Origin of the sequence: Mesorhizobium sp. M7A.F.Ca.CA.002.04.1.1 (assembly GCF_004022805.1) — a bacterium.
Taxonomy (GTDB): Bacteria; Pseudomonadota; Alphaproteobacteria; order Rhizobiales; family Rhizobiaceae; genus Mesorhizobium; species Mesorhizobium ciceri.
In genome coordinates, this window is the sequence record NZ_RZPL01000068.1 from 1 (window position 1) to 13,000 (window position 13,000).

12 protein-coding genes are annotated in these 13,000 nt (G+C 63.5%); 9 read left to right on the forward strand and 3 right to left on the reverse strand.

The genetic code is table 11. The annotated features are described in order from the left end of the window. The 3 genes from ENZ75_RS05925 to ENZ75_RS05935 form a co-directional block, all read left to right on the forward strand. The coding region (locus tag ENZ75_RS05925; protein ID WP_164887741.1) for an ATP-binding protein at positions 1 to 1,282 on the forward strand (1,282 nt) is incomplete at its 5' end. After that, a complete protein-coding gene (locus tag ENZ75_RS05930; protein ID WP_063167596.1) occupies positions 1,279 to 2,670 on the forward strand; it encodes a sigma-54 dependent transcriptional regulator in 1,392 nt (463 codons plus the stop codon). The genes ENZ75_RS05925 and ENZ75_RS05930, both read left to right, overlap by 4 nt. Beyond that, complete coding sequence (locus ENZ75_RS05935) at positions 2,667 to 3,089, forward strand: GNAT family N-acetyltransferase (RefSeq protein WP_063167597.1); 423 nt, start codon at positions 2,667 to 2,669, stop codon at positions 3,087 to 3,089. The genes ENZ75_RS05930 and ENZ75_RS05935 overlap by 4 nt, the downstream gene beginning before the upstream one ends. Here ENZ75_RS05935 and ENZ75_RS05940 read toward each other — a convergent pair. Then, positions 3,086 to 4,201 carry an anhydro-N-acetylmuramic acid kinase gene (locus tag ENZ75_RS05940; RefSeq protein WP_063170182.1) on the reverse strand — a complete coding sequence of 372 codons (1,116 nt, stop codon included), beginning with the start codon at positions 4,199 to 4,201 and terminating at the stop codon, positions 3,086 to 3,088. The genes ENZ75_RS05935 and ENZ75_RS05940 overlap by 4 nt on opposite strands. Before the next feature lie 371 nt (positions 4,202 to 4,572). Here ENZ75_RS05940 and ENZ75_RS05945 point away from each other — a divergent pair, with 371 nt between their 5' ends. The 4 genes from ENZ75_RS05945 to ENZ75_RS05960 all read left to right on the forward strand — a co-directional run bounded on the left by ENZ75_RS05945 (position 4,573) and on the right by ENZ75_RS05960 (position 8,466). Then, a complete protein-coding gene (locus ENZ75_RS05945) occupies positions 4,573 to 5,262 on the forward strand; it encodes an SDR family NAD(P)-dependent oxidoreductase (RefSeq protein ID WP_063167598.1) in 690 nt (229 codons plus the stop codon). A 206-nt stretch (positions 5,263 to 5,468) separates the two neighbouring features. After that, positions 5,469 to 6,308, forward strand: coding sequence for a transporter substrate-binding domain-containing protein (locus ENZ75_RS05950; protein ID WP_063167599.1), 840 nt, complete (start codon positions 5,469 to 5,471; stop codon positions 6,306 to 6,308). 92 nt (positions 6,309 to 6,400) lie between these two features. Beyond that, entirely contained in the window at positions 6,401 to 7,672 is a 1,272-nt protein-coding gene (locus ENZ75_RS05955; RefSeq protein ID WP_245441278.1) for a cation:dicarboxylase symporter family transporter, read from the forward strand. Further along, positions 7,669 to 8,466, forward strand: coding sequence for an amino acid racemase (locus tag ENZ75_RS05960; protein WP_063167601.1), 798 nt, complete (start codon positions 7,669 to 7,671; stop codon positions 8,464 to 8,466). Before ENZ75_RS05955 ends, ENZ75_RS05960 begins: the two co-directional genes overlap by 4 nt. 6 nt (positions 8,467 to 8,472) lie before the next feature. Here the strand turns inward: ENZ75_RS05960 and ENZ75_RS05965 are convergent, their stop codons facing one another. Then, positions 8,473 to 9,828, reverse strand: a complete 1,356-nt coding sequence (locus tag ENZ75_RS05965; RefSeq protein ID WP_063167602.1) for a glutamine synthetase family protein — start codon at positions 9,826 to 9,828, stop codon at positions 8,473 to 8,475. Positions 9,829 to 10,311: 483 nt separating this feature from the next. On the opposite strand from ENZ75_RS05965, the gene ftsZ reads away from it, so the two are divergent. After that, positions 10,312 to 11,346, forward strand: coding sequence for a cell division protein FtsZ (ftsZ, locus tag ENZ75_RS05970; RefSeq protein ID WP_063167603.1), 1,035 nt, complete (start codon positions 10,312 to 10,314; stop codon positions 11,344 to 11,346). Positions 11,347 to 11,403: 57 nt separating this feature from the next. Here the strand turns inward: ftsZ and ENZ75_RS05975 are convergent, their stop codons facing one another. Continuing rightward, positions 11,404 to 12,174 (reverse strand): LysR family transcriptional regulator, encoded by a 771-nt coding sequence (locus ENZ75_RS05975; RefSeq protein WP_245481130.1) that lies wholly within the window; start codon positions 12,172 to 12,174, stop codon positions 11,404 to 11,406. A gap of 137 nt (positions 12,175 to 12,311) precedes the next feature. On the opposite strand from ENZ75_RS05975, the gene ENZ75_RS05980 reads away from it, so the two are divergent. Next, on the forward strand, positions 12,312 to 13,000 hold a 689-nt coding region (locus tag ENZ75_RS05980; protein ID WP_206617016.1), incomplete at its 3' end, for an acyl-CoA dehydrogenase family protein.

Consider the following 13,000-nt stretch of genomic DNA (forward strand, 5'->3'; position numbering starts at 1 on the left):
GGTGTTGAAGGTCGAGCTCGACGGCGTCGAGGCAAATTGGCGTTCCAGCGGTTTCCTTGTCTTTGTCACCGATGAACGAGGCGTCGTGCTGGCCACCAGCCAGCCCGACTGGCGGTTTCGTGCGCTGGCACCACTGTCGGCCGAGGACGTGGCCGCCGCCCATGAGCAACTGCAATTGGCCGATGCTGCCTTCGAGCCGCTGCCGTTCAGACGCGGCGCCGGCGATGGCCTGGCGACGATCGACAACGCCGGAAAACCACGCCAGTTCGTCGAGGTGGTGCAGGATTTGCCCGGTGCAGTCCCAGGCTGGCGTCTGTGGCTGCTGACGCCCGCCGACGCTGCTCTCTCCTCGGCCGCCAATACGGCGCGCCTGACCACGCTCCTGGGCTTGCTGCTTCTAGGCTTGATTGCCTACGTGCTGACCCGGCTTTCGAGCTCGGCATTCATGCGCGCCAGCGCTTCCTGCCGCAGCCTGCGCGTTCGCCGGCGCCGGGTCAGCACGCGAACGGCCGAGCTGACGCGCTCCAACACCGCACTTGCCGGCGAAATCACCGAGCGCGAGAATGCCGAAGCCAAGGTCCGCCGACTGCGCGACGATCTCGCCCAGGCCAACCGGCTTTCCATCCTCGGCCAGATCGCCGCCGGCGTGGCGCATGAGATCAACCAGCCGGTCGCCGCCATCCGCACCTATGCGGAGAATGCAGGTCGTTTTCTGGACAGCGGCAAGACCGGATCGGCCAGCGGCAATCTGACATCGATCGTTTCGATGACCGAACGCATCGGCGCGATCACCGGCACCTTGCGCACTTTCGCCCGCCGGCCGGGCGTCGCCGCTTCGCCGCTGCCGGTGCGCGAGGCGATCGACGGCGCGCTGTCGCTGCTGTCAGGCCGCATACGCGATTCCGGCGTCACCATCGTCAGGCCGCGCGGCAATGCCTCGCCGGTGGTCATGGCGAGCCGCATCCGGCTGGAGCAGATCCTGGTCAATCTTTTGCAAAATGCATTGGACGCGATGAAGGACCAGCCCGATCCGCGCATCGAGATCGAACTCGCCGAGCGCGGTGATCGAGTGCTGATTTCGGTGCGCGACAATGGACCCGGCCTTGGTCCGGAGGCGGCCGGCAATCTGTTCATGCCGTTCCAGACCACCAAGGAGAAGGGGCTTGGCCTGGGGCTGGTGATCTCGCAGGAGATCGCCCAGGAATTGGGCGGCACGCTGCGGCTCGATCCCGGCAATGGCAGCGGCGCATCCTTCACCATCGATTTGAGGCGAATTGAATGACAGACGGATCAGGGCTGGTCGCGCTCGTCGACGACGATGCGGACCTCCTTCACGCCACCACGCAATTGCTCGAGCTTGCCGGCTTCACGGTGGTCGCACTCGACGCCGCCGAGGCAGCACTTGCCGTCGTCGACAGGAATTTCGAGGGCGTCGTCGTCAGCGATATCCGCATGCCAGGCATGAATGGTCTGCAGCTGTTCGATCGCATCAAAGCGATCGACGCGGATATACCGGTGATCCTGGTTACCGGGCATGGCGACGTCGATCTCGCTGTGGCCGCGCTCAAGGACGGCGTTTACGATTTCATTCCGAAACCCTATGCCGGAGAACGCCTTGTCGAGGCGCTGAAACGGGCGAGTGAGAAGCGGCGGCTGGTGATGGAAAACCGGCGGCTGCGCGAAGCCGCGGCATTGGCCGCCGACGGCCTGCCGCTGATCGGCGAGGCGCCTGCCATCAAGCGGTTGCGCGAGACCTTGCGCCAGATCGCCGACATGGATGTCGATGTGCTGGTCGAGGGAGAAACGGGAACCGGCAAGGAAGTGGTGGCGGACCTCCTGCACCGATGGGGGCGGCGGCGCGCAAAACCCTTCGTCGCGCTGAATTGCGGCGCTCTGCCGGAGACGGTCATAGAGAGCGAGTTGTTCGGCCACGAGGCTGGCGCGTTCACCGGCGCGCAGCGGCGGCGGATTGGCAGCATCGAGCATTCGAGCGGCGGCACGCTGTTTCTCGACGAGATCGAATCCATGCCGCCTGCGCTCCAGGTCAAGCTGCTGCGCGTGCTCGAAACGCGCAGCCTCACGCCGCTTGGCTCGAACGAGATACGGCGCATCGATCTCAGGGTCGTCGCAGCGACCAAGGTCGATCTCGGGCGGCCGGACCAGCGCGGCGATTTTCGCGAGGATCTGTATTTTCGCCTCAACGTGGTGACGCTGCGCATTCCGCCGCTACGTGAACGCCGCGGCGATATCCCGATGCTGTTCGGGCATTTCCTCGGCAAGGCGGCCGAACGGTTTGGCCGGCCTGTCGCCAAAGTGAATGCAGCCGTCAGCGATCATCTCCAGTCGCATGACTGGCCGGGCAATGTGCGCGAGCTCGCCCATTTCGCCGATCGCGTCGCGCTCGGTCTCGGCCCGGACGAGGAGATGAAAACGGTTCGCGCGCATTCGCCGGAGCCTGCGGCAGCATTGCCCGAACGGGTCGGCCACTATGAGGCGCAACTGATCCGCGATGCGCTACGCGACCATGGCGGCGACGTGCGCGCCGCCATCGACGTGCTCGGCGTGCCGCGTAAGACCTTTTATGACAAGCTCAAGCGCTACGGCATTGCCGCGTCCGAATTTCGCAATGGCGGCGATGCCGATACGCAACCCATCTCGGAAAAGCGATGAACACGACACTGCAAACGACGGCAAATCCCTCGCCGCAAGACCTCACTTTTCTCAGCGAAAGGCTGACGGCGTTCAACGACGGCGATGTCGGCGCGTCCGAAAGGCATGCGCTTGCGGTGTTCGTGCGCGACGACGCCGGCGCGGTCGTCGCCGGCATTTCCGGCTACACCGCCTGGGGATGGCTTTATGTGCAATGGCTCTGGGTGGATGAGCGGCTGCGTGGCCAGCACATGGCCGGCAAGATGCTGGACGCGGCCGAACATGAAGCGGTGGCGCGCGGCTGTCAAAACGCCTGGATCGACACCTTCAATCCGAATGCCGCCAAGGTCTATCAGCGCCAGGGTTATCAGCCCTTTGGAACACTTGCCGACTTCCCCGTCGGCCGCAGCCGCATCTTCCTGCAGAAGAAACTGGCTTAACCGGCGAGTTTTCCGCCCTGCATCGGCCGCGGTGCGCCGGTCGTGCTCGGAAAACTGATCGGCAGGCCGCGCAGCACGCGAACCGCGAGGAAGGCAAAGCATTCCGCCTCCACCGCGTCGCCGCTCCAGCCCAGGCTCTCGGCCTGCACCACCTCGACGCCGGCGCGGCTGGCCAGCATCGCCATCATGGTCGGATTATGGCGACCTCCGCCGCTGACCACCAGTTTCTTCGGCCGGTGCGGCAAGAGGTCGAGTGCCTTGCCGACGGCGCCGGCGGTGAACGCGGTGAGCAAGGCCGCACCATCCTCTGCATTCAGGCCGTCCGCCATCGCGGCACCGAAGTCGAAACGGTCCAGCGATTTCGGGTAGGCTTTGCTCAGATAAGGGTGCTGCAGCAGCTTGGCGAGCCGGGCCTCGTCGACCGTTCCCGCCCAGCCAAGCGCGCCGTCGCGGTCCATCTCGCCGAGCCCCTTCGACTTGATGAAATCGTTGAGCGGCGCGTTGGCGGGGCCGGTGTCGAAGGCGACGACATTGTCAGCGCCGTCCCACCAGGTGATGTTGGCGACGCCGCCGAGATTGAGTACGGCGACCTCGCCATTGGCACCGGCGCTGCGCATCAGCGCGGTGTGATAGACCGCGGCCAGCGGCGCGCCTTGCCCCCCGGCGCGCATGTCGGCCGAGCGGAAATCGTATGCGACCTTGGTGCCCAGTATGGCATGCATCAGCTCACCGTCGCCGAGCTGCCGGGTCTGGCCCAGCCGTCCAACCTGCGGCGCACGATGCAGAACGGTCTGGCCGTGAAAACCGACGATGCCGATATCGGCCATCGTCATGCCATAGCCTTCGACCAACTCCTTGACGGCCGCCGATTGCGCGCGTGTCAGGGCATCCTCCGCGGTGCGGAAGATCGCCGGCTCCGGCCCAACGAAACTCCACCCCCGCGCCTCCGTCAGCGTCTCTTCCAGCAGCGAGCGGATCGACGCGGGATAGGGCATCAGCCGGTAGGTGCCGAAATCCTCGATGCGTTCGCCATCGGTCTTGATCAGCGCGACGTCGATGTTGCCGTCCAGCACCGTGCCGGTCATCAGGCCGACGGCCCAGATTGGTTCCATAGTCGTTTCCTCGTTGAGCATGATCTTTTCCGAAAACCGTTTCCCACTTTTCGGGACCATGCTCCAGTCCCCATCGATGAGATCGCCGATAGCTTTGCGAAGCCTGACGATTCTACCGTCAAAATATCGGTCGGATGAATCCGGTTGGCGGGCAAGGTCCAAGCCTTGCCACTGTCGAAGCGGCGGTCTCGGTGCTGAAGGCCGAGCGGCCTTCGTAGCGCCACAGGCGATGCTGGACCGCGCAACGTTGGTTCTGCAGCCGTCTGGCTCAACAACCGCCGAGATGCCACCTCTTGCCTGTCAGCCCCGAAGGCGCGACCTTGCCTGATCTGGCGAACGCTTCCGCCGAAATCCGCAAGGAGTGAAAAATCATGGCATCCGATGTGGCCGTCATTGCAGGCGCCGGCGCTGGTCTGAGCGCCTCGCTTGCGCGCCTTCTCACCCAGGAAGGCTTTCGCGTGATTCTGGCCGCCCGCAATTTCGAGAAGCTCAGCGCTCTGACCGACGAAACCGGTGCGCTGGCCGTCGAGACGGATGTTGCCGACGTCGCGTCCGTCGCCAGCCTGTTCGACACTGCAGACAAGGCCGGCCCGCTGGCGCTTGCAGTGTTCAACGCCAGCGCGCGCACCCGCGGACCGATCGCCGAGCTCGATGCCGAAGCGGTCAAACAGGCATTGCTGGTCGGCGCCTATGGCGGCTTCCTGGTCGGCCAGCAGGCGGCGCGCCGGCTGCTTGGGCGGGGTTCCGGATCGATCCTGTTCACCGGCGCCACCGCCAGTGTGAAGGGATTTCCCGGCTCAGCCGGCTTCGCCATGCCGAAATTCGGCCTGCGCGGCCTGGCGCAGTCCATGGCCCGCGAGCTCGCTCCGCAGAACATCCACGTCGCCCACTTCATCATCGACGGCCAGATCGAGCCGGCCGGACAGGTGGCCGATCCCGGCCGGCCGGACCGCCGTCTATCGCCGGACGCCATCGCCGAGGCCTATCTTACAACCCATCCCCAGCATCGCAGCGCCTGGAGCTCGGAGCTTGAGCTGCGGCCCTGGGCAGAGACGTTTTGACAGTGCAGCTGATCGCCTAGGGGCCAACTAATCGCCTGGCGGGAAGTAACGCGATCCTTCCGCCATTCCTTTTACATTAGGTGATACTAATATTTTGTGGCGCTGAGCTGCTTATCCAATACATAAAAAAGCGCAGTGTAATATATACGTTTGTTTAACGTCGGTTGTGCATCTTGCTGGCTTTCCCGGTCTAATTGAGAACGCGTATGCCGGTTACACGTCGTACACTGCTTGCGGCCGGGAGCGGCGGGTTGCTGATCTCGCAAGCCCGGGCGGCCAACACTCCAGGACAGCAGGCGGAGAACGCCCCAACGCCGATCGCGAGCGGCGATGCCTTGCGCATCGCAATGCCGGCCTTCGCTTCCAATCCGTTCTTCCCGGCCGACGGATCGGGGGACAATGGCATAGACATGGAACTGGCCCACGGCATCGCCGCGGCGCTTGGGGTCGAGCCGGTGTTCGACCGATCCGCCGCAACGTTCGACGATATCGTCAGACAGGTCAGTTCCGGACAGGCCGACATGGCGATTGGCAAGCTCAGCAGGACGCTTCAGCGCGGCCGGTCGATCATCTATTCCCGCCCCTACGCCATGCTGCGGCAAGGGCTGATCGCCAACCGCCTCAACCTGGCGCGTATCGCGCAAGGCAAGCCGCCAGAACAGATTGTCCGTGATTTCTCAGGTGATCTCGGCGTGATCGAGGGCTCTTCCTTCGCCACTTATGCGGCCACGACTTTCCCACATGCGCAAATCCATCGCTTGGCAAGCTGGGACCTGATCATCGATGCGATCCGAAACGGGACGATCGACATGGCCTATCGCGATGATTTCGAGATCAAGAAGCTGATGGTCGACGATCCGTCGATGACAGTCGTAGCGCGCTCCATCACGCTGACCGACAAGGTCGATACGATCGCAGTCGGCGTGCGGCCGGACAATCCGCATCTCGCGGCCTTTGTCGATCTGTATCTCGACCTCGCGCGGGGTCAGCAGATTCTCAACACGGACGAGATCATCGCCCGCTATCGCCTGGGGAGCAAAGCCTGACAATGGCCATCTCCGACGTAGCCGGACCCCTGCCTTTCGATTGGCGTCTCGCGGCAAGGCGTATCTTGCGATCGCCGGTGACGACGATTGCGATGATTGCTGCAGGAATCCTGTGCGGCCTCTACTATCCAGACTTTGCCCATGCGATCAGCCCTGTCGCACAACTCTACCTGAATTTCCTAAAGATGGTCGTCCTGCCCTATTTGGTCTCATCGGTCATCTTCTCCATCACGGCGATGGTCCAGGACCCGAAATCGGTCCGCTACCTCGGTAAGGTGGGTATGGCCGTGCTGGTCGTGTCGTTCCTGGCCGTGCTGGTGAGCGGCACCTTGTCGCTGATCCTGCAGCCGGGCCAGATCGAGAATCCCCAGTCGCGCATCGAGCTTGGCGAGTTCATCAATTCGCAAGGCAGCGTGTCCACCGATCTCGCCTTCCCGTTCCAGCCGCCGCCCTCCAATGGGGATCCCAGCGGCGGGCATTCGATCCTGCTCGACCTGGTGCCGAACAACGTCTTCAATGCGCTGGCCTCGGGACAGACCATCCAGGTTCTGCTGTTCTGCCTGCTTTTCGGGCTCGCGATGGGGAAGATTCCCCAGCCCTCGTCCATGAGCCTGACGCAGGCGCTCAACGCGGTCTACAGGGCCTGTACGGTGCTGACCAACTGGTTCATCTGGGGGTTGCCCTTTGCAACCTTCATCCTGATCGCGGACCAGACCGCGTCGACCGGAACCAAGCCGCTCACGCTGATGGGCGGTTACCTGCTGGTGATGGGTTTTTCCTGCCTCATATTCGTTGCCGGCGCCTTTGCCATTATCGCCATCCGGTCGCGACGAAGCTACTGGACGACGATCAAGACCTGCCAGCCCCTTCTCATGGTGGCCATCACCACACGCTCTACGGTCGCCTCGCTGCCGTGGGTCATCAACCTTTTGAGCGAGCGCCTGCGGTTCAGCCTGGTGGTCGTGGAACTGCTGGTGCCGCTGCAGGCGGCTTTGCTGCGTACAGGCCCGGCGCTGCTCTACACTTCGGGTGCGCTGTTCATCGCCCAGCTCTACGGCCATCCGCTTGCAGTCCCCGACCTCGTGCTCGTCGGCATCATCTCGGCGCTTCTCGCGCTCACCACCGGCGGCATGGGCAGCCTGCTCATCCTGTCGCAGATGTCCATCGTCTGCGGCTACCTGAAGCTTCCCTTCGAGGCGGCGTTCGCTTTGTTCGTCGCGGTGGATGCGGCCGTGGACACGTTCATGACGCTGGCCAGCGTCTGCACCGTCGCGGCGAGCACGGCAATGATCGCTCCCAGCCACAGGGAGGCGACACAGCCTGAAACCGTCTCGGAACAGCTCGAAGCCGAGCCTGCCGGATGATCGACGACAGCATCCGTCCCCAGCTCGGCATTATCGGCGGCCTGGGGCCGCTTGCATCGGCTGACTTCTACTTCAAATTGACCCGGATGACCCAGGCGTTCAGAGACAACGAACATGTGCCTGCCGTGATCCTCAGCGTACCGCAGCTGCCCGACAGGACCGAAGCCATCCTTGCCGGCCATGACGGCCCGCTGGCGCCTTTGAAAGCGGCGGTCGCGACGCTCAATGCGCTCGGCGTCGCCTGCGTCGCGATGCCGTGCAACACCGCCCATCATTGGTACGACCAACTGGCGGCGAATTCGCGCGCGGAAATCATCCATATCGGCGACGCCGTGGTGGCGGAGACGCGTCGTAGCCTGGAGCGGGGCCGGGTTGCTGTTCTCGCCACCCAGGGCACGCTGGTCTCCGGCTTCTATCAGGACAGGATGTCGGCGGCGGGATTTGAGCTCTGCCTTCCCTCGAACACCGAATTTCAGGCGTGCGTCGACAGCGCGATCAGCCTCGTCAAGGCGGGTTCGATCGCGGATGCGGCGGTTGAAACCGAGCGCGCGCTCGACATCGCGCAAGCGGCCGGCGCCGATGCCGCCCTGCTCGGCTGCACCGAACTGTCGGTGGTGGCCGCCAGCCTCAACGACGTGAATGGATTGCTCGTCATCGACAGCAATGCGGCCCTGGCGCGAGCCTGCCTGACGCGATTAGGGTTCGGTACGCAGGAAGCCCGAGGGCTGCCGACCGTATCGCGGCCGCCAGGACATGATTGGCCGATGCGCGGCAGCTTGGCCGTACTGGCGTAACCCGATCTAGACGCTCTCGAGGTATGTCTCGATCTCGAAATCGCTGACATTGAGCGCGAACGTGTTCAGCTCCTGGCGTTTGCAGGCCACAAAGGAGTCGCGCAGGATGGCTGGAAAAATCTCCGCCACATGCGTCCCGCTCTCGAAGGCGGCGATCGCGGATGCCCAGTCCGGCGGCAGCTTTGCCGGCGGAAGTCCCTGGCCGTCTGTGCCGATCGGATCACCTGGCGACAACTGTCTTTCGATGCCGGTCAGCGCGGCGCCCAATATGGCCGCGAGCACCAGATAGGGGTTGGCGTCGGCTCCCGATACGCGGTGCTCGATACGGCGAGCAGCGGTCGGCCCGCCCGGAATGCGGATCGCGACCATGCGATTCTCATAGCCCCAGGCGACCGCGGTTGGCGCATAGGATCTTGGGCGCAGCCTGCGGTACGAATTGAAGTGCGGCGCGAATACCAGCGTGCTCTCGGCCATTGCCGCAAGCAGGCCACCGACTGCATGGCGCATGGTCTCCGAGCCCTGGTCGGTGCCGTCGTCGAAGACGTTGCGCTCTTCACCGTCGACCAGGCTGAAATGAACGTGAAAGCCGTTGCCCGCCCGGTCGCCATAGGGCTTGGCCATGAAGCAGGCGGCAAAGCCGTGCTTGCGGGCAATGCCCTTCACCGTGCGCTTGAACAGCACCGCATCGTCAGCCGCCCGCAACGCGTCCGCGACATGGTTCAGATTGATCTCGAACTGACCGACGCCGTTTTCGGCGATGGCCGTGTCGACGGGAATGCCTTGCGTCCGGCAAGCCTCGTAGACGTCATGGATGAAGGATTCGAAATCGTCGATTTCGTCGATCGACAGCGCCGCGTCGGAATCGAGCCGGCGTCCGGTCACCGGCGAGACAGGGCCGACCGGCCGCTGCGATTGCGGATCGACGAGGTAGAATTCGAGTTCCGTTGCCGCGACCGGGGTCAGGCCCAGGGCCTTGTAGCGATCGAGGATGCGGGCCAGCGCCCGTCGCGGGTCGCCGAGATAGGGCGCGCCGCTTTCGTCGGCAAGCCACAGCGGGACAAGTGCCGTCGGATGCGCCGTCCAGGCCACCGGCAGAATGCCGCGCCCGGTCCATTGGCACAGTCCATCGGCATCGCCGGTCGAGAAAACCAGGCTGTTGCCTTCGATGTCTTCGCCCCAGACATCCAGTCCGATCAGCGAAAAAGGCATGCGCAGCTTGCCTTCCAGCGCCTTTCTTGCCTGCTCGACGGGAATGCGCTTGCCGCGCATGATACCGTTGAGGTCGCACACCGCCGCCCTGAGGCTCTGGATGTCGGTTCTGCTTTCAAGCCAGTTCAAAACGTCCGCAATTGCATCGCTCAATTTAAAACCTCTGGTTTTCGAAGGTGCCGCAGCCTGACCGGCCGCACGTCCCTGGTAAAAATAGCTGGTGAGTTTTAGGAAAACAGACGTGGCTGTCGCCAAGCGCTTTTCCTTATTTTTTCAAGTCACTAGCTGGTATGTCGGGAGGCATTTCAAAACCAATTGCGCGATCTGCGATCGCAACATAGAGGTTGGAGGGCGGAATGCCAAGCACGAGACGGTAAACCAGCGCGCAGCCGCTATCGGCGGGAGCGGCGAGTTCGCTGCGGTAAGATCTGGCGCACGCAGCGCCCGAGCCACGCTGTGCAAAACGGTCATCACAAATCTTGACCTCGCATGCACTTGCACCTCTGGCCGCTGTCTGGCTTTTTGGGGTACCCATCGCAACGGACTGATTCGCGTCATGCCGCTCGATTGCAATATGCCCAAGGCAGTCTGCGGGTGGGTCGTGAAGCGCGCGCAATTGACGAAGGAGAAACAGGCATGGCCGAGTTCAAGAAGCCCGAAATCTCCGAGATGAGACCCAAGATCACCGTTATCGGCGTCGGCGGCGGCGGCAATGCCGTCAACAACATGATCGCCGAGCAGCTTCAGGGTACCGAATTCATCGCCGCCAACACCGACGCGCAGGCGCTGACTATGTCCAAGGCGACGCGGCTGATCCAGCTTGGCGCTCATGTCACCGAAGGGCTGGGCGCCGGATCGCTTCCCGAGATCGGTCGCGCCGCGGCCGAGGAATCGCTCGACGAGATCATGGATCATCTGGCCGGCACGCATATGTGTTTCGTCACCGCCGGAATGGGCGGCGGCACGGGAACCGGTGCGGCTCCAATCATCGCCCAGGCGGCGCGCAAAGCCGGCATCCTGACGGTTGGCGTCGTCACGAAGCCGTTCACCTTTGAAGGCCGGCGCCGCATGCAGATGGCCGAAGAAGGCATCGAGCGGCTGCGCGAGAGCGCCGACACGGTGATCGTCATCCCGAACCAGAACCTGTTCAGGATCGCCGATGCCAAGACCACCTTCGCCGATGCGTTCGTCATTGCCGACCGGGTGCTCTATGCCGGCGTCAGCTGCATCACCGACCTCATCGTCAAGGAAGGCCTGATCAATCTCGACTTCGCCGATGTCAAATCCGTGATGCGCGACATGGGCCGCGCCATGATGGGCACCGGTGAGGCTTCCGGTGAAGGCCGCGCGATGAAGGCGGCCGAAGCCGCGATCGCCAACCCGCTGCTCGACGAAGTGTCGATGAAAGGCGCCAAGGGCGTGCTGGTCTCGATATCGGGCGGCAGGGACATGACCCTGTTTGAAGTCGACGAGGCCGCCACCCGCATTCGCGAAGAGGTCTACGAGGATGCCGACATCATCGTTGGCGCCATCTTCGACAAGGGCATGGAAGGCCGCTTCAGGGTCTCGGTCGTGGCGACGGGCCTCGACCGTGCTTTTGGCGCCGAGGATGCCGACGCCGGCATCGCGCGCGACCACGCCGGTCAGCCGCCGGCGCGCACGCTTCAATAGCGTTCGGTAAACGGGCAGGGCGCTGCCGCGCTCCTGCCCTCGATACCAGCGTTCAGCTCAGCCGAACTTCGGGTCCAGACTGCCCGACTTGTAGCGCTTGGCCATTTCGGCGACCGGCAGCGGCTTGATCTTCTGCGCGTTGCCGGCGGTGCCGAACTGTTCGAACTGCATGCCGGGTCCGGTCGGCGCGCTCAGGCCCTGATGCTCGAACCATTCGGTCCAGGCGCCAGGACGCGTCGCCATGTGCAGCAGCGGCAGGCGGCCGATATCGGCCGGTGCGGCGATGGCGCGGCCGGCGAGGAATTCGGGCGACACGACCGGCGCCACGGTTTCGCGCACCAACAGTGTCGAGTCGGCCTCCGGCCAGTCCGGCAGGCCGTAGTGGATGGCGGCATCAAGCCTCTCCCTGGCGAAGTCGAAGCGACCGACGCGGGTGACGAAGTTGATGGTGATATCGGGATTGTTTTCGACGAAATCGGGGATCATCGGCATCAGCCAGCGCGTGCCGAAGGTCGGCAAAATGGCAAGGTTCAGCATGCCACTATGCCGATTGCTCATCAATCCAAGGGCTGCGTCACGCAATTGCCCAAGTGCTGAACGCACCGCCTCGGCGTAGATCTCGCCCGATGTCGACAGCCTGACATTGCGGCTGTCGCGTTCGAACAGCCGGCGGCCGAACTGATCTTCCAGAAGTTTGATCTGGCGGCTGACCGCGCCCTGGGTCAGATCTAGCTCCTGGGCGGCGGCGGTGAAACTGCCGAGCCGGGCCACAGCCTCGAAGGCGGCAAGGGCGCTGATGTTGGGTAAAAGGCGGCGTTGGACACTCATGATCCATTCCTAACGATCATTGATCGGTGAATCAATTTCGTTTGATTTTTTCGAGGCGCAGGCCGATAGAACGGGCCAACATTTTGCTTCATGCATGTCATCGTTTTGAGCGACATGCATTGGTTGGGAGAAACGCGATGGCCGCCGACAAGAACGCATTCGTCTGGGAAGACCCGTTCCTGATCGAGGGCCAGCTTTCGGAAGACGAGCGCATGGTGCGCGACGGGGCGGCCGCCTTCGCCGCCGACAGACTGGCGCCGCGGATCGAGGACGCCTACCTCAACGAGACCTTCGACACCGCGATCTTCCGTGAAATGGGCGAGGCCGGCCTGCTCGGCATCAACATCCCTGAAGAATTCGGCGGGCTTGGCGCGAACTACGTCACCTATGGGCTGGTCGCACGCGAAGTAGAGCGCGTCGATTCCGGCTATCGGTCGATGATGTCAGTGCAGTCGTCGCTGGTGATGTATCCGATCTATGCCTATGGCTCGGACGAACAGCGCAAGAAGTACCTGCCCAAGCTCGCCAGCGGCGAGTGGATCGGCTGTTTCGGCCTGACCGAGCCGGATGCAGGCTCCGACCCGGGCGGTATGAAGACGCGCGCCGAGAAGACCGCCAACGGCTACAAGCTGTCCGGTTCGAAGATGTGGATTTCCAACGCGCCCGTCGCCGATGTGTTCGTCGTCTGGGCGAAGCTGAAGGGGGAGAACGGCAAGGACGAGATCCGTGGCTTCGTGCTGGAAAAGGGCATGAAAGGGCTTTCGGCGCCGAAGATCGGCGGCAAGCTGTCGCTGCGGGCGTCGATCACCGGCGAAGTGGTGATGGA

Coding starts and splice junctions, on each gene's coding strand:
- ENZ75_RS05950 (WP_063167599.1), top strand. CDS start 5,469: ATGCCGGTTACACGTCGTACACTGCTTGCGGCCGGGAGCGGCGGGTTG.
- ENZ75_RS05960 (WP_063167601.1), top strand. CDS start 7,669: ATGATCGACGACAGCATCCGTCCCCAGCTCGGCATTATCGGCGGCCTG.
- ENZ75_RS05940 (WP_063170182.1), bottom strand. CDS start 4,201: ATGGAACCAATCTGGGCCGTCGGCCTGATGACCGGCACGGTGCTGGAC.
- ENZ75_RS05975 (WP_245481130.1), bottom strand. CDS start 12,174: ATGAGTGTCCAACGCCGCCTTTTACCCAACATCAGCGCCCTTGCCGCC.
- ENZ75_RS05955 (WP_245441278.1), top strand. CDS start 6,401: ATGATTGCTGCAGGAATCCTGTGCGGCCTCTACTATCCAGACTTTGCC.
- ENZ75_RS05935 (WP_063167597.1), top strand. CDS start 2,667: ATGAACACGACACTGCAAACGACGGCAAATCCCTCGCCGCAAGACCTC.
- ENZ75_RS05945 (WP_063167598.1), top strand. CDS start 4,573: ATGGCATCCGATGTGGCCGTCATTGCAGGCGCCGGCGCTGGTCTGAGC.
- ENZ75_RS05930 (WP_063167596.1), top strand. CDS start 1,279: ATGACAGACGGATCAGGGCTGGTCGCGCTCGTCGACGACGATGCGGAC.
- ftsZ (WP_063167603.1), top strand. CDS start 10,312: ATGGCCGAGTTCAAGAAGCCCGAAATCTCCGAGATGAGACCCAAGATC.